The following is a 16467-nucleotide window of genomic DNA, read 5'->3' on the forward strand; positions in this document are numbered from 1 at the left end:
ATAGTGTAGTAGACGTCACAAAAAGATGCGGTGATACGGAATTTTCCGTAAAGTGCGGTACTCTGAGTAACAGAGAAAAATCCTTCAGGAGAGAAGCCATGAAGTGGCAACAACGTGTACGCGTCGCAACGGGTCTTAGTTGCTGGCAGATTATGTTGCATCTACTGGTCGTGGCAGTACTGGTGATGGGTTGGCTGAGCGGCGCGCTGGTGCGCGTCGGATTAGGGCTGTGCGTACTGTACGGCGTCACGCTGCTGGCGATGCTGTTTTTGCAGCGTCACCATGAAGCGCGCTGGCGCGACGTGGGGGACTTCCTTGAGGAACTCACCACGACCTGGTACTTCGGCGCCGCCATGATAGTGCTCTGGTTGTTGTCGCGCGTGCTGCACAACAACCTGCTGCTGGCCCTCGCCGGGCTGGTCATACTGGCAGGCCCGGCGGTGGTATCGCTGCTGGCGAAAGATAAAAAGCTACGCAATCTTTCTTCGGAACATCGCATACGCCGCTGAGCCGGTGGTGGCCGCTATGACTAATAGCGGCCACAAACTTCCCCACACAATCTTCAGACTCGCATCCTTCAGATAAATTTGCTTGGTGATATCGGTAAAGTGCCGGATCGGGTTTATCCAGGTCAAATCCTGCAGCCACTGCGGCATGTTTTCTACCGGTGAAACGTAGCCGGATAGCAGAATCGCCGGCATCATAAAGACGAACACGCCGATAAATGCCTGCTGCTGGGTTGAACACAGCGAAGAAATCAATAAGCCAAAGCCCACCAGCGATAGACCGTAAATCAGCATGGTGAAATAGAACAGCAGCAGCGAGCCGGCAAACGGGATCTGATAAGCCCAGATACCTATCGCCAGCACGATAGTCGCCTGCATCGTGGCGACTATCAGCGCCGGAACGGCTTTGCCAACGAAGATTTGCCAGGTGGCGAGCGGTGAGACCAGCAGCTGATCGAGGGTACCCTGTTCACGCTCGCGAGCCACCGACAGCGAGGTGACGATCATCACCCCGATGGTGGTGATCATGGCGATAAGCGACGGCACCACGAACCATTTATAGTCGAGATTCGGGTTGTACCAGTTGCGCACCACCAGTTCGCTGTTGTTCGGTTTCGCTTTGTCCTGCAGCAGATTCTGCTGATAGTTTTTAACAATCTGCTGTAGATAATTAGCGGCGATTTGCGCGCTGTTGGAGTTACGCCCGTCGAGCAGTAGCTGTAGCGGGGCGGTTTGATAGTTGTCGAGATTACGCGAGAAATCCGCCGGGAAGCGCACCACGAGCAGGGCTTTTTGTTCATCAATGGTCGGTTGAATCGCCTGCGGGCTTTTCAGCAGCAGGACGTGGGTAAAGGCTTTGGCGCGGGCAAAGCGCTGGGTGAGCTCCACCGCGTGGCGGCCGCTATCTTCGTTATAGATAGCGATGGTGGCGTTGGTCACCTCAAGCGTGGCGGCAAAGGGAAACAACAATACCTGAATCAGCACCGGCATGATTAAAATCATCCGCGTTTGCGGTTCGCGCAGCAGCGACTGCAGCTCTTTGCGGATTAATGTCCATAAACGATGAAACATAGAACCTTCCTCATGTCGGCCCCGGGCGACCGGAACTTACCGTAGGCCCGGTAAGCGTAGCGCCACCGGGCAACATTCGAGCGCAGGGTTAATCCAGACGCCGTTTGGTTTTCAGCCACGTCAGGCCGATAAACATCACCGCCGAAGCAATCAAAAACAGCACGTTCACCAGCAGCACCACCGGAATATTGCCCGCCAGAAACAGGCTTTGCAGGGTGTTGACGAAATAACGCGCCGGGATCACGTAGGTCACCGCGCGAATCACCGCCGGCATACTGTCTATCTGGAAAATAAACCCGGACAACATAATCGATGGTAAAAAAGCGGCGTTCAACGCGACCTGCGCAGCGTTAAACTGGTTGCGGGTAATGGTCGAGATCAGTAACCCCATTCCCAGCGTACTAAGCAAAAACAGGCTGGTGATGACAAACAGAATCAGCAGCGAGCCGCGATAGGGCACGCCGAGAATAAATACCGATACCAGCATACACAGCAACATCGCCAGCATGCCGAGGAAATAGTAGGGAATTATCTTGCACAGCAGCAGTTCGGCGCGGGTGATTTCAGTGGATAGCAGCGCTTCCATGGTGCCGCGTTCCCATTCGCGCGCTACCACCAGCGAGGTCAATATCGCGCCGACCACGGTCATGATGATGGTAATTGCGCCGGGGATAATAAAGTGCTGGCTGATGGCCGCCGGGTTAAACCAGTAGCGCATCTGCACATCGATAAGCGGTTCAAAGTTCTCACCGCGGTCTTCCGCCCGCTGCTGTTGCCAGATCTGCCAGATACCTTCGACGTACCCCTGCGCGAAGTTAGCGGTATTCGGTTCGCTACCGTCGGTAATTAACTGAATCGGCGCATTGGCGCCGGCGCGGGCCATCTGACGGTCAAAGTCGACGGGAATGACGACCATCGCGCGGATGCGCCCGGCCTGCATCAGCTCAATCAACTGCTGGCGATTATCGCTGACGGTGGCGTCGATATAGGGCGAGCCGGTCATGGTATGGACGAAATCCAGCGCCTCTTCGCTCTGCTGTTCCAGCAATACGCCGACCCGCAGTTTGCTGGAGTCGAGGTTTATGCCGTAGCCGAAGATAAACAGCAGGAGCAGGGGGATCACCACCGCAATTAGCCAACTGCTGGGATCGCGGACGATCTGTCGGGTCTCTTTGACGCACAGCGCGCGAACCCGTCGCCAGGAAAGAATGCTATTGCTCATGACCGTTTTCCTTGTCCCATTGGTTAATCAGGGTAATAAACGCCTGTTCCATAGTGGGATCCGCCTGACTGTCATTCGCCGCCTGCGCCTTCAGCGCGTCCGGCGTGCCGCTGGCGATAAGCTTGCCGTGGTAGACCAGCCCGATGCGGTCGCAGTATTCCGCCTCATCCATAAAGTGGGTAGTCACCATCACCGTGACCCCTTTATCGACCATGCTGTTGATATGCAGCCAGAATTCGCGGCGGGTGAGCGGGTCGACACCGGAGGTGGGTTCATCGAGAAACAGAATGTCGGGTTCATGCATCAGCGAGCAGGCCAGCGCCAGCCGCTGCTTGTAGCCGAGCGGTAGCTCGTCGGCGGCGTGGCCGGCGATACTTTTCAGGCCGAAGGCATCGCTCATGCGCGCGATTTTTTCATTTTGCGCCCGGCCGCGTAGACCGTAAACGCCGGAGAAAAAACGCAGGTTCTGCTCGACGCTGAGGTTGCCGTACAGTGAGAATTTTTGCGCCATATAGCCTAAATGCTGGCGCGCTTTACCGGAGCTGACCTTGAGATCCATCCCCAGCACCAGCGCTTTTCCGTCGGTCGGCACCAGCAGGCCGCACATCATTTTGAAGGTCGTGGATTTGCCGGCGCCGTTAGGGCCAAGCAGGCCGAAAATCTCACCGCGCTTAACCTGGAAATCGACGTGGTCGGTGGCGGCGAAATCACCAAACTTTTTCGTTAACGACCGTGCTTCAATGACCGTTTCGTCTTTGTTGCCGTCCACGTGATGAATAATCTCTCCTAACGGCGACTCGGCGGTTCCGGCGCCGCCTAACAGGTCGATAAAGGCGTCTTCAAAACGCGGCGCAGTTTCGGCCACCTGTAGCGGCGGCATGTTGCCGTTTTGCTGAACCTCATCAATGCGGGCTGCCTTTTTCAGGATCAAACGCACCGATTTGCCCTGAATCACGCCATCGCTAATTTGCGGCAGTTTCAGCGCCCGCTGCAACAGGCGGCGGTTGTTTTCCTGCGGGCTGGATACCAGAAAGCTGCGCCCGGCCATGGTTTGCGTCAGCGCCTTCGGTTCGCCCTGGTAAAGCAATTTACCTTCGTTCATCAGCAGCACATCGCGGCACTGCTCGGCTTCATCGAGATAAGAGGTGCTCCACAAAATTAGCATGCCGTCGCCGGCCAGTTCGTGCACCATCTGCCATAGCTCGCGGCGCGAGATAGGGTCGACTCCGACGCCGGGCTCATCTAACAACAGCACTTTAGGATCGCCCACCAATGTACAGGCGAGCCCCAGCTTTTGTTTCATGCCGCCGGAGAGTTTGCCGGCTAATCGCCCGGTGAAAGGGCCAAGAGATGTGAATTCCAGCAGGCGCTCGAATATTTTCTTGCGCGCCTCGCCGGTAACGCTGCGCAGATCGGCGTACAGGTTCAGGTTTTCCATCACCGTCAGATCTTCATACAGGCCGAATTTCTGCGGCATATAGCCGAGCGCCGCGTGCAGCGCGCCGTCGTCCTTCAGCGGATCGAAGCCGATTACGCTGGCGCTGCCCTCATCAGGCTTAAGTAAACCGGCCAGCATTCGCATCAGCGTCGTTTTACCTGCGCCATCTGGGCCGACGAGCCCTGTGACGTAGCCTGAGTGAATCGTACAGTTCAGCGGCGCGACCGCCGGTCTATCCATGCCAGGAAAACGACGGCTCAGGCCATTAAAGGTAATGACGTCCTTACTCATGCCCGTTTCCGTTGCTGAAGGAGACGGTCACCGGCATGCCCTGACGCAGCGAGGCGTCGGCGTCGTTCACCACGATGCGCAGGCGGTAGACGAGATCGGTGCGCAAATCCGGTGTTTCCACGGTCTTTGGCGTGAATTCGGCGCTGGGGGAGACAAAGCCGATTTTACCGTGATAGGGCTTGTTCGGCCGGCTATCGGTATACAGCAGTACTTCGCGCCCCGGCTGCGCCTGGCCGAGATTTTTCTCGTCAACGTAGGCGCGTACCCAAACCGGATGGGTTAATGACAGCGTCAGCACCGTGCCGCCGGCGTTTAACATGGTGCCGGGCTCTACGGCGCGGGTCATCAAGGTGCCGTCGGACGGCGCGGTCAGTACGGTATCATGCAGGTCCAGTTTGGCTTGCGCCAGGGCCGCCTGCGCCTGTTCAAGGCTGGCTTTGGCCTGGGCAATTTCCTGCGGGCGGTTACCGGCGCGATATTGACGCAGTTTATCCTGCGCCGATTTTAAGGTCGCCTGCGCCTGATCGCGTGAAGAACGGGCGTTTTCGAGGTCGTTGGCGGAAATCGCGCTGCTGGCGCGCAGGCCGAGCTGACGTTGATAAAAATTCTGCGCATAGACCCAGGCGGCCTGCGCCTGGTTCACCGCGGCCGCCGCCTGCGCAATCTCTTCGGCACGGTAACCCGCCATCATCAAATCGTACTGAGCCTGGGCGGTGGAGACGTTGGCCTGCGCCTGTTGCAGCGCGTTTTCATATGGCGCGCGGTCAAGTTCGCCGAGGGTTTGCCCACGGCGAATTTCATCGCCTTCATCGACGTTCAGGGTTGCCAGCCGCCCGCCGACGCGGAAGCTCATATTCACAGTGCGAATATCGACATTGCCGTAGAGAGTGAGATCTTTTGCCTGGCTGCTTTGATACCACCACCAGCCGCCGCCGAGCGCGGCGAGCACGATGACGACCAATAGAACGACGACGGGTTTTTTCATGATCCCAGGCTCCTTTGCGCTAACCCTTGCAGAATGAAATCGATATGACAGGTGATCACCTGAAAAATTTGTTCAGCCTTTTGTTGATCGAACTGCGCCCAGCCGGTACGCAGTAAAATGGTTTCCCGCCCGAGCCGGAAGGCCAGCACCTCGCCAAGTAGGGCGTGGGTGTGCAGAATCATCTGCGTATCGTTGGCATCGCGCCCGGTCCAGGCGGCGATAAGCCGGGTCAAATAGCTATGTAGCGGGGCGATAACCTGCTGGTGGATTAGCTGGTAAGCCGCGGTAGGGGAGAGCTGCTCGCGAGAGATAAACTTGCTGAGGTTGACCGTGTCGTCCTGGGTCAGCAGCAGACTCATATCGCGGCAGCTGCGCAGGATCAATTCCCGCAGCGCCGGTTTGTCAGGTTTCGTCTGGGCGAGCAGGGCTTCGGCCGCCTCGGCATGCGGGCGGAAATTCTCGCCGATACAGTCGGCGATCCACTGCGCGCAGGCGAGATACAGGTCGTCTTTCGAACCGAAATAATAGGTGATAGCGGCGATATTTTGCCCGGCCTGCGCGGCGATATCGCGGGTCGTCGCATGGAGGCCATATTCGCCGAATTGCGCGATGGCGGCGGCGATAAGCTGGCTTTTGGCTTGTTCGCCTTTACTGGTCACGGAGGTACTGTTCATCGCACTCTAAAAAATTAATCAATCGATTGATTAAGAATAGGGGCGATTCGCTGAACTGTCCACCATGGTGAAGACGAAAAATTACCCGGCGCAAGCGAGCATTATTTTGCTGGTAATTCCTGCGGGGATATTTTATGCGGTTCGTCACAAAATCTGCTAAACTGCGCCCCTTCATGGCATTGTGGTTTTTGCCATCTCTATCGCAATAATCTCCCTGAAAACTACGCCCTTAAACGGGCCGGGGCGGTTCGGAGTTGTTATGTCTTTTGATTCCCTTGGCCTGAATCCCGATATCCTGCGCGCCGTCGCCGAGCAGGGCTACGTTGAGCCGACCCCTATCCAGCAGCAGGCGATCCCGGCAGTACTGCAGGGCCGCGATCTGATGGCCAGCGCCCAGACCGGGACCGGCAAGACCGCCGGTTTTACGCTGCCGCTGCTGCAGCGCCTGACCCAGGAGCAGCCGCACGCGAAGGGGCGCCGTCCGGTGCGCGCCCTGATCCTGACGCCGACCCGCGAACTGGCGGCGCAGGTGGGTGAGAATGTCCGCGACTACAGCAAATATCTCAATATCCGCTCGCTGGTGGTTTTCGGCGGCGTGAGCATCAACCCGCAGATGATGAAGCTGCGCGGCGGCGTCGATATCCTCGTCGCCACCCCAGGCCGTCTGCTGGATCTTGAACATCAGAACGCGGTCAGCCTGGATAAAGTCGAAGTGCTGGTACTGGATGAAGCCGACCGCATGCTGGATATGGGCTTTATCCACGACATCCGCCGCGTGCTGGCTAAACTGCCGCCGCGTCGTCAAAACCTGCTGTTCTCCGCCACCTTCTCTGATGAGATCAAGGCGCTGGCGGAAAAACTGCTGCATAACCCGCTGGAAGTCGAAGTGGCGCGCCGCAACACCGCCTCTGAGCAGATCACCCAGCACGTTCACTTTGTGGATAAGAAACGTAAGCGTGAACTGCTCTCGCAGCTGATTGGCGAAGGCAATTGGCAGCAGGTGCTGGTCTTTACCCGTACCAAGCACGGTGCCAACCATCTGGCGGAGCAGCTGAATAAAGACGGTATCCGTAGCGCCGCCATCCACGGCAATAAGAGCCAGGGTGCGCGTACCCGCGCGCTGGCTGACTTTAAATCCGGCGGTATTCGTGTGCTGGTCGCCACCGACATCGCCGCGCGCGGGCTCGACATCGAAGAGCTGCCGCACGTGGTCAACTATGAGCTGCCGAACGTGCCGGAAGATTACGTACACCGGATTGGCCGTACCGGCCGCGCGGCGGCGACCGGCGAAGCGCTGTCGCTGGTCTGCGTGGACGAGCATAAGCTGCTGCGTGATATCGAGCGTCTGCTGAAAAAAGAGATCCCGCGTATTGCTATTGCCGGTTATGAGCCGGATCCGTCGATTAAAGCGGAGCCAATTCAAAACGGTCGTCAGCAGCGTGGCGGCGGCCGCGGTCAGGGGCAGGGACAGGGACGCGGCGGTCAGAGCCAGGGCCGTAGCCAACAGGCGCCGCGCCGTCAGGATGGCGAAGCGCCGAAAGCGCGTACCCAGGACGGTAAACCACCGCGTCGTCGTCGCCCGCGTAAACCTGCCGGCGAATAAGACGCTGTTGCCTGGGACGATAAAGCGCTCAGGCAGCACCCCGGCCCGTCTCTCCGCGTGCGCGGCGGCGGGCCGTTTTTTTTTGCCGTTCATTGCGTTTTTTATCGAGCGCGATTCCACCCTCTACAGAAAGCAATACCTCCTGGCCGGCAAAAATGGCACAATAGTGGCTGTTTATACAGTATTCAGGTTTTCTCATGGCTTTGACCGCTGCGCTTAAAGCGCAAATCGCCGCCTGGTATAAGGCGCTTCAGGAACAGATCCCGGACTTTATCCCCCGAGCCCCGCAGCGGCAGATGATCGCCGATGTGGCGAAAACGCTCGCCGGGGAAGAGGGGCGGCATCTGGCTATCGAAGCGCCGACCGGCGTCGGCAAAACGCTGTCATATCTGATCCCCGGCATCGCCATTGCCCGTGAGGAACAAAAAACGCTGGTGGTCAGTACCGCCAACGTCGCGCTGCAGGATCAAATCTACAGTAAAGACCTGCCGCTGCTGCGCAAGATTATTCCCGACCTGCGCTTTACCGCCGCCTTTGGCCGTGGTCGCTACGTTTGTCCGCGTAATCTGGCGGCGCTGGCCAGTACCGAGGCGACGCAGCAGGATCTGCTGGCGTTCCTCGATGACGATCTGACGCCAAAAAACCAGGCCGAACAAAAGCTCTGCGCGACGCTGAAAACCGATCTCGACGGCTATAAATGGGACGGCCTGCGCGATCATACCGACAAGCCCATTGATGACGCCCTGTGGGGGCGGCTAAGCACCGATAAAGCCAGCTGTCTTAACCGCAACTGCCACTACTACCGCGAATGCCCATTCTTCGTCGCCCGGCGCGAAATCCAGGAAGCGGAAGTGGTGGTGGCCAACCATGCGTTGGTGATGGCGGCCATGGAGAGCGAAGCGGTGCTGCCAGAGCCGAAAAACCTGCTGCTGGTGCTCGACGAAGGCCACCATCTGCCGGACGTCGCCCGCGACGCCTTAGAGATGAGCGCGGAGATAACCGCGCCATGGTACCGGCTGCAGTTGGATCTGTTCAGCAAATTGGTGGCGACCTGCATGGAGCAATTCCGTCCGAAGACCACGCCGCCGTTGGCCAATCCGGAACGGTTAAATGAACACTGCGAAGAGCTGTATGAGCTTATCGCCTCGCTCAATAATATTCTCAATCTCTATATGCCTGCCGCCCAGGAGGCGGAGCATCGCTTCCCGATGGGCGAACTGCCGCAGGAAGTGATGGAGATTTGCCAGCGGCTGGCCAAGCTCACCGAAATGCTGCGCGGGCTGGCGGAGCTGTTTCTCAACGATCTTAGCGAAAAGACCGGCAGTCACGACGTGGTGCGCCTGCATCGTATCCTGCTGCAGATGAACCGGGCCCTTGGCATGTTCGAAAGTCAGAGCAAGCTGTGGCGGCTGGCCTCAATGGCGCAGTCTTCCGGCGCGCCGGTGACCAAGTGGGCCACCCGCGAGATTCGCGATGGCCAGATCCATGTCTGGTTCCACTGCGTGGGAATCCGCGTCAGCGATCAGCTCGAACGTCTGCTGTGGCGCAGCGTGCCGCATATTGTCGTCACCTCGGCGACGCTGCGTTCGTTGAATAGCTTCTCGCGCCTGCAGGAGATGAGCGGCCTGAAAGAGAAAGCGGGCGATCGTTTCGTGGCGCTGGACTCGCCGTTCAATCACGTCGAGCAGGGAAAAATCATTATTCCGCAAATGCGCTATGAGCCGCTTATTGATAATGAAGAGCAGCACATCGCCGAAATGGCGGCTTTTTTCCGTGAGCAGGTCGAGAGCAAAAAGCATCTTGGTATGCTGGTGCTGTTCGCCAGCGGGCGGGCCATGAATCGCTTTCTGGAACATGTTACCGATCTGCGCCTGATGCTGCTGGTGCAGGGCGACCAGCCGCGCTATCGACTGGTCGAGCTGCATCGTAAACGCGTTGAAGGCGGCGAGCGCAGCGTGTTGGTTGGCCTGCAATCTTTTGCCGAAGGGCTGGATTTAAAAGGCGAGCTGTTAAGCCAGGTGCATATCCATAAAATCGCCTTCCCGCCGATCGACAGCCCGGTGGTGATCACCGAAGGCGAGTGGTTGAAAAGCCTCAACCGCTATCCCTTTGAGGTGCAAAGCCTGCCGAGCGCCTCATTCAACCTGATTCAACAGGTCGGGCGCCTGATCCGTAGCCATCAGTGCTGGGGCGAAGTCATTATTTACGATAAGCGCCTGCTGACTAAAAATTACGGCGCGCGATTGTTAAATGCGTTACCGGTATTTCCCATAGAGCAGCCGGGCGTTCCCGAGGTTATAGTAAAAAGCAAAGCAAAACAGACGCGTCGCCGACGCCGCTAAGCGCATAAGCGGTGCGGTCGGCGGAGCCTACCGCTGGAGGGAGCAAGTCGATGGATTACACCAAAATCATCAAAGAAGTCGGGCGCGGCAAAAATCACGCTCGCGACCTGGATTTAGTCACGGCCCGTGCGCTGTATACGCGGATGTTAAACGGCGAAGTGGACGATCTGGAACTGGGCGCTATTCTCATTGCGCTGCGCATCAAGGGCGAAGGCGAAGCCGAAATGCAGGGCTTTTATGAGGCGATGCAGCTACAGACCATCCGCCTGACGCCGCCGGTAGCGAAACCGATGCCGATTGTTATCCCCAGCTATAACGGCGCGCGCAAACAGGCCAACCTGACGCCGCTGCTGGCGGTACTGCTGCATAAACTCGGTTTCCCGGTGGTGGTTCATGGCGTCAGTCATGATCCAACCCGCGTCCTGACCGAGACCATTTTTGCGCTGATGGGGATCCCGGCCACCACCCACGCGGGTCAGGCCCAGGCGCGTCTCGACAGCCATGAGCCGGTCTATATCCCGGTCGGGGCGCTGTGCCCGCCGCTGGAAAAGCAGCTGGCATTGCGTTGGCGGATGGGGGTGCGCAACAGCGCGCATACGCTGGCCAAGCTGGCGACGCCGTTCGCTGAAGATGCCGCGCTGCGGCTGTCGAGCGTGTCGCATCCGGAATATGTCGGCAAGGTCGCGGCGTTCTTTACGCAGATCGGTGGCCGGGCGCTGCTGATGCACGGTACCGAAGGTGAAGTCTATGCCAACCCGCAGCGCTGCCCGCAAATTAACCTGATTGATGCGGCGGGAACCAGAGTGTTGCATGAGCGGGCCGACGAGAGTGTGCAGGAAAAAGTGGCATTGCCGGAATCCAAAGATCCTGAAATTACCGCGCGCTGGATTGAGCGCTGCGTGAGCGGTAGCGAGCCGGTTCCGCAGTCGCTGAAAATTCAGCTTGCCTGCTGCCTGGTCGCCACCGGCCAGGCGACTTCGCTCGCTAATGGCCTGGCGCAGGTTGCCGAACGCTGGTAAACGGACAAAAAAAAGCCCGTCCGGTGGCTCGGACGGGCAAACAAGGGTATTTAAAAGGTCTTTTCAGGGTTAATTCAGTGGCATTTCAGAGTATTGCTGCGATTATTTGTAGATAACCGCGGTACCGCTAACTTTGTTGTTGGTGTTAGCGGAGGTGATGCTGTAGCCGGTTGCGCCAGCGGCATCGGCTTTAGCAGCCAGTTTGGCTTCCAGACCATCCAGTGTTGTTGCGCCTTCAGCGGAAACAACGCCGATTTTATTCATGCTTTCTGCCTGGGCTGGGGTTACCGGCTGAGCGGCGAATGCGCCGAAAGACAGAGCGGAAAGGGCGATAGCAGCGGCAGCGTATTTGATGTTTTTCATAATTAATCTCTCGCAGTGTGTTCTGTAGGGGGACGATGTTCCGTCGATGTGATAAGTATCACGTTTTTTGTCGCGAGATAAAATCGAAGGAAATTCACAGTCTTCATCGAATTTTTTGAATGAATAATAATTTATTGATTATTAATAAATTATTTTACGCTATTGCTGCGCTAGAAGGACAAACTAGTTGCCATGGCAACTAAAGGCACATTTTGCCACTTTTTTCGCCAAAAAACGTGCGTGAAAAGATAGCGCAATCAGCGGTAATGAACGGTAAAGGAAGGTCAGCGAAGCTGGCTGTCTTTGGAACCGCGACGATTATATCCTGAATATGTATTGTTATGTAAATCTTTATCCTGCTGGCACTTCACGCAGTATCTGACCCCGGCGAGCGCCTTGCGCCGCGCTTCCGGAATAGGCTCTCCGCATTCTTCACAAAATTTGTTGCTCTCTCCGCCAGGAAGCTCGCTGCGGGCGCGGGCGACGGCATCGTTTACCGTGCTGTCAATTTGATCCTGGACGGCTCCATCGTTTGCCCAACCTGATGCCATGATGCGATCCTCGTGTTTGCAATCTATAAACAGTATAGAAAATATGGGGGCGAAAAATGCGCAGCCAAGTCCAGGGAGGCGGGATTTCCGGCTGCGTATTCCCGACGAGGGCAGAAGGATTATTTATAAATTATCGCGCTGCCGGCTAATTTGTTGCCGCCGCCAGCGGCGTTTATTCGCCAGGCAATCGCCCCCTGCTGGTGGGCTTTTTGCGCCAGTTGCGCCTGTAAATCGTCGAGGGTGCTGGCGCCGGAGGCGGAAACTGAGCCGGACGGGCGCAGCGGGCCAACGGCCACGGCAGCGGTCTCGGGGTTGTTGGCCTGTGTGGGTGAGGAGAGAAGAGCAAGGGCGATAAAAGCGGGGGCGAGCAGAAAGGTTCTCATGGCTATATCCTCATTAACAGCATGGGACATACCTTAAGTTTAGGTCGTGATGAGCAGAACCACCGGATAAATAATAATGGGCAAACAAGCACTTTACGCGCTTATTGCCGCACAGGCTTTCGCCAGCGACGGCATGTATTAGCCTTGCTACGCTAAAGTTAACGAGCGTCCGGGCGGATCATATCGAAGCGCTGGCTTTCATCAATGCTGTAGTAGGCCGTCGGCCCGCCGGCGCGTAAAATCGGCTGCGCTTTCGCGGTTTGATAAATCCCGTCTTCCAGCAGCGACTCATCGATATGCACGGCGACCACTTCACCGAGCACCAGCCAGCTATCGATGGCTTCACCGCTGGCGCGCGTTAACTGAATACACTGCGACAGGCGACATTCGAAGTTGACCGGGCTTTCCGCCACGCGCGGGGCGCGGACGATCCGGCTCGGCGCGGCGGTCAATCCGGCGCGCAGGAATTCATCTTCATGACGTGGAATAGTGGCGGAAGTTTCATTCATCGCTTCGGCGAGTGGCCGGGTAGCCAGATTCCAGACAAATTCTTTTGTTTCAACAATGTTCTGCACGCTGTCTTTCCAGCCGCCGCTGGCGAAACCGATGATCGGTGGCCGATAGTTAAAGCAGTTGAAGAAGCTGTAGGGGGCGAGATTACGTTGCCCTGCGCTATCGAGCGAAGCGATCCAGCCGATGGGGCGCGGCCCGACGATGGCATTCAGCGGGTCGTGCGGCAGGCCGTGGCCTTCGGCAGGTTGATAGAAGTACATAGAGCACCAGAAAGCGAAATAAGAAGATATCCAGACTCCCTTATTTACCGCGCCGCCGTCAACGGGTATCTTACGCGGCTGTTGAAAGGAGATTGCCATGAAAGCCGAAAAGCCGGGGTTGCACCCGCGTAACCGTCATCACCAACGCTATGATTTGCCAGCGCTGTGCCAGACTTATCCTGAGCTGCAAAGCTATATCACCCTGAATCCGGCAGGTGAGCAAACCATTGATTTTGCTAATCCACTGGCGGTGAAGGCGCTGAATAAGGCGTTGCTGGCGCACTTTTACGCGGTAAAACACTGGGATATTCCTGACGGCTTCTTGTGCCCGCCGGTGCCGGGACGCGCGGACTATATCCACCATCTGGCCGACCTGCTGGCGCAGGATAGCGGCGAGATCCCGAAAAATGCCACCATTCTCGATATCGGTACCGGCGCGAACTGCATCTATCCGCTGATTGGCGCGCATGAATACGGCTGGCGCTTTACCGGTAGCGAAGTCAACCCGCAGGCCTTTGCCAGCGCCCAGGCGATTATCAACGGCAACCCAGGGCTGACGCGACAAATTCGTCTGCGTCGTCAGAAAGAGGGCCAGGCAATCTTTACCGGCATCATTCATAAGAATGAAACCTATGATGCGACCCTCTGCAACCCGCCGTTCCATGATTCCGCCGCCAGCGCGCGTGCCGGCGGCGAGCGTAAACGCCGTAATCTGGGGCTGGGGGAAGATAGCGTACTGAACTTCGGCGGCCAGCAGCAGGAACTGTGGTGTGAAGGCGGGGAAGTGGCCTTTATTTCGCAGATGATCCGCGAAAGCCAGCAGTTCGGCCGCCAGGTTAAATGGTTTACCTCGCTGGTCTCCCGCGGCGACAATCTGCCGCCGCTGTATCGCCTGCTGACCGAAGTCGGCGCGGTGAAAGTGGTGAAAAAAGAGATGGCGCAGGGGCAGAAACAGAGCCGCTTTATCGCCTGGAGCTTTATGGACGACGCAAAGCGCCGCCGTCCATTTTAAGTCTCTGCCGCCGGGGTTACGTTGCCCGGCGGCGGCAATACCTGCCAGGTTTGTACCGGCGCACGCACGCCGGCGCGATCGAAATGCTGCTTCACCTGGGTATCGAGGGCAAAGCGTACCGCCCACTGCTTCAGCGGCAGCGTCGTAAAGCTGACGCGTAACGTAAACGCGGTATTGCTTAGTCCTACCAGCCCGGCGAACGACGGTTCGCCAATAATCAGCCCGCGGATCTCCTCCTGCGCCATCAGATCGTCTACCGCCGCCTTCAGCGCCTGATTGGCTTTATCCAAATCCTCCTGCCTGTCGACATCATAGTTGGCGACCACCGAACCGATCCCGCGCACAAAGTTGGCGAAGGTGGTTATCGAAGACCAGGGAATAATATGGTACGCCCCGGTATCCTGGCGCACGCCCACCGAGCGGATCGACATCCGTTCCACCGTACCGGTTAATGGCCCGATGGTCACCAGATCGCCGGTGTTCATCCCGTTTTCAAACTGGATAAAGATGCCGGTAATAATATCTTTGACCAGCGTTTGGGCGCCGAAAGAGATAGCCAATCCTAATGCCCCGGCGCCCGCCAGCAGCGGCGCGATGTTCACCCCCACTTCCGACAATAAGATCATTATCGTAATAGTGGTAATGACCACCGCTAGCGCGTTGCGAAACAGCGTCAGCAGCGTTCTGGCGCGAGCGCTGGGCAGCGGGCGTCCATGAATGTCCGATGACAGGCGGTTCTCAATCAGGCTTGCCAGCAGGGTCCAGCCGACGGCGGAGAAGAACAGGATCAGCGCGATACGAATCAGGACATCCACCGTTTTCTGCCCGGCATCATTGTGAAGCCATTGCTGAAAATCAAATAGACCCCAGGCGCTCAGCAACAGCATCACCGCCACGCATACCGTAAGGATCCGCGCGGCTTTCAGCGAGGCGGAGATCCAGCCGTTGAGCCGTTTTTGCAGCTCCGGATAGTGGCGTTGGGTTTCTGGCGACAGGGTGATGGTTTTGGCTATCCAGCGTGACAAAATACCGGATACCAGCGCCGCGGCGCCGACGATAGCCAGGCTGCGCAGCGTCGCGCCCATCATAAATTTGAGGCTGTTGCCGGGGTCAAAGAGCGAAAAGAAGAACAGCACGATAAAGTAAGCGCAGGCCAGCCAGTGCCAGACCAGCGCAAAAGCGCGAATAAACAAGCTGAAGAACGGCAGCGAGCGGTCGGCAAGATGGATAAGCCCCTGAGTGATGGCGCGTTTGTTGTGGAAAATCAGATACAACGCCCACACCGTAATGCACAACATTATGATGACGTTGGCCAGCGCGCCAATCTGCACGTTAACCTGATTGGAGATAATCGGCACCGCTACGATCAGCCCGTAACCAATCAGGCTACTCAGGGCGCTGAGGCGTAAGTTCCAGTAGATTGCGTGTTCGTCGCTGATATTGAAGGGGCGTAAATCGGCAATCCGCGGGCAAAAAATCAATCGCAGAATGGCTTTAAAAAACTCGATCAGCGCGAAGGCGTTAAGAAACAGGCTTTGTTGGAAAGCAATGGTGCGGTTGCCGCCGTTTAAACGATCGCTTAACAGCTGCCCGATAAACAGCGTTAGCGCCAGCAGCAGCAGGTCAATGATAAAAGCGCCAGCGATGGTTGCCGGTAACTGAAGCCAGTTGTTGCGCTCACGGTTTTTGTGCCTTCCCCAATGGCCCATTTTGCGGTACAGCGGCAGCGCCGCCAGGCGTACTAACCACCAGAAGGCAAATACCAGCCCGGCCAGCAGCAGGAAGTCGCCAGCGGCATTGCGAAAAGCATCGGCATGGAAAGGCTTATGCGGCGAGCCGGTGATATTGCGCCATAGCTGCGAAAACCGTGACGACAGGCGCTCGCTATACTGGCGGCTAATTTCCGTCACGCTTTCCAGGACGGTTTGCTCGTCTTTGACTTCTGGCGGGGTCAGCGTGGGGGCGGCGGCAGGGGGCTGGGTAGCGGCGGCTTTGCGCAGCTCATCGATTAACTCCTGCCGCGAGTCTGGATTATCCAGCACGTCAGCTAATGCCGCCCAGGCGGCTTTTTTTTGTTCGAGGTCAGGCTCGCTGGCTGTGCTTTTGTCGGTTGTCGCCGCCGGAATGCCGGGCAATGACGCCGCCGACAGCGGCGAAATCCACAGCGCAGCGAGCAACAGTAGGATCCACGGCATGGGCGCCTCCATTGCATCTCAAACTGCTAAGTATAGAAG

The 16467-nt window shown here is 57.4% G+C and carries 15 protein-coding genes; 5 read left to right on the forward strand and 10 right to left on the reverse strand.

All coding sequences use genetic code 11. From position 1 onward, the window contains the following. Positions 1-98 precede the first annotated feature (98 nt). Positions 99-509 carry a YbhQ family protein gene (locus ABLU80_RS00290; protein WP_015704808.1) on the forward strand — a complete coding sequence of 137 codons (411 nt, stop codon included), beginning with the start codon at positions 99-101 and terminating at the stop codon, positions 507-509. Here the strand turns inward: ABLU80_RS00290 and ABLU80_RS00295 are convergent. The 5 genes from ABLU80_RS00295 to cecR form a co-directional block, all read right to left on the reverse strand. Further along, positions 471-1577, reverse strand: a complete 1107-nt coding sequence (locus tag ABLU80_RS00295) for an ABC transporter permease (RefSeq protein WP_047041829.1) — start codon at positions 1575-1577, stop codon at positions 471-473. The two genes, ABLU80_RS00290 and ABLU80_RS00295, sit on opposite strands and share 39 nt — an antisense overlap. An 88-nt stretch (positions 1578-1665) precedes the next feature. Next, positions 1666-2799, reverse strand: coding sequence for an ABC transporter permease (locus tag ABLU80_RS00300; protein WP_157194990.1), 1134 nt, complete (start codon positions 2797-2799; stop codon positions 1666-1668). Continuing rightward, positions 2789-4528 carry an ATP-binding cassette domain-containing protein gene (locus ABLU80_RS00305; protein WP_042895140.1) on the reverse strand — a complete coding sequence of 580 codons (1740 nt, stop codon included), beginning with the start codon at positions 4526-4528 and terminating at the stop codon, positions 2789-2791. The genes ABLU80_RS00300 and ABLU80_RS00305 overlap by 11 nt, the downstream gene beginning before the upstream one ends. Continuing rightward, positions 4521-5513, reverse strand: a complete 993-nt coding sequence (gene hlyD, locus ABLU80_RS00310; RefSeq protein ID WP_072382610.1) for a secretion protein HlyD — start codon at positions 5511-5513, stop codon at positions 4521-4523. Before hlyD ends, ABLU80_RS00305 begins: the two co-directional genes overlap by 8 nt. Beyond that, positions 5510-6187 (reverse strand): transcriptional regulator CecR, encoded by a 678-nt coding sequence (gene cecR, locus ABLU80_RS00315; RefSeq protein ID WP_015704813.1) that lies wholly within the window; start codon positions 6185-6187, stop codon positions 5510-5512. The genes hlyD and cecR overlap by 4 nt, the downstream gene beginning before the upstream one ends. A 259-nt stretch (positions 6188-6446) precedes the next feature. Here cecR and rhlE point away from each other — a divergent pair, with 259 nt between their 5' ends. The 3 genes from rhlE (at position 6447) to ybiB (ending at position 11151) form a co-directional block, all read left to right on the forward strand. Next, a complete protein-coding gene (gene rhlE, locus ABLU80_RS00320; protein ID WP_045360014.1) occupies positions 6447-7790 on the forward strand; it encodes an ATP-dependent RNA helicase RhlE in 1344 nt (447 codons plus the stop codon). A 197-nt stretch (positions 7791-7987) separates the two neighbouring features. Beyond that, positions 7988-10132, forward strand: a complete 2145-nt coding sequence (gene dinG, locus ABLU80_RS00325) for an ATP-dependent DNA helicase DinG (protein WP_015367590.1) — start codon at positions 7988-7990, stop codon at positions 10130-10132. Between the two features lie 50 nt (positions 10133-10182). Next, complete coding sequence (ybiB, locus tag ABLU80_RS00330; RefSeq protein ID WP_047037191.1) at positions 10183-11151, forward strand: DNA-binding protein YbiB; 969 nt, start codon at positions 10183-10185, stop codon at positions 11149-11151. A gap of 102 nt (positions 11152-11253) precedes the next feature. On the opposite strand, the gene ybiJ is transcribed toward ybiB, so the two are convergent. From ybiJ to ABLU80_RS00350, 4 genes are all read right to left on the reverse strand, one after another. Further along, positions 11254-11514 (reverse strand): DUF1471 family protein YbiJ, encoded by a 261-nt coding sequence (gene ybiJ / locus ABLU80_RS00335; protein ID WP_015367588.1) that lies wholly within the window; start codon positions 11512-11514, stop codon positions 11254-11256. Between the two features lie 284 nt (positions 11515-11798). Continuing rightward, positions 11799-12065 (reverse strand): DksA/TraR family C4-type zinc finger protein, encoded by a 267-nt coding sequence (locus ABLU80_RS00340; protein ID WP_015367587.1) that lies wholly within the window; start codon positions 12063-12065, stop codon positions 11799-11801. A gap of 119 nt (positions 12066-12184) precedes the next feature. Then, positions 12185-12448 (reverse strand): YdgH/BhsA/McbA-like domain containing protein, encoded by a 264-nt coding sequence (locus ABLU80_RS00345; protein WP_015704817.1) that lies wholly within the window; start codon positions 12446-12448, stop codon positions 12185-12187. 158 nt (positions 12449-12606) lie between these two features. Next, positions 12607-13221, reverse strand: a complete 615-nt coding sequence (locus ABLU80_RS00350; protein WP_015704818.1) for a flavin reductase family protein — start codon at positions 13219-13221, stop codon at positions 12607-12609. 97 nt (positions 13222-13318) lie between these two features. On the opposite strand from ABLU80_RS00350, the gene rlmF reads away from it, so the two are divergent. Then, on the forward strand, positions 13319-14233 hold the full coding sequence (gene rlmF / locus ABLU80_RS00355; protein WP_045364624.1) for a 23S rRNA (adenine(1618)-N(6))-methyltransferase RlmF: 915 nt from the start codon (positions 13319-13321) through the stop codon (positions 14231-14233). Here rlmF and ybiO read toward each other — a convergent pair. Further along, positions 14230-16428, reverse strand: a complete 2199-nt coding sequence (ybiO, locus tag ABLU80_RS00360; RefSeq protein ID WP_015704820.1) for a mechanosensitive channel protein — start codon at positions 16426-16428, stop codon at positions 14230-14232. The genes rlmF and ybiO overlap by 4 nt on opposite strands. Between the last annotated feature and the right edge of the window lie 39 nt (positions 16429-16467).

This window comes from Klebsiella sp. CN_Kp104 (assembly GCF_040064515.1).
In the GTDB taxonomy this organism is placed as follows: Bacteria; Pseudomonadota; Gammaproteobacteria; order Enterobacterales; family Enterobacteriaceae; genus Klebsiella; species Klebsiella aerogenes.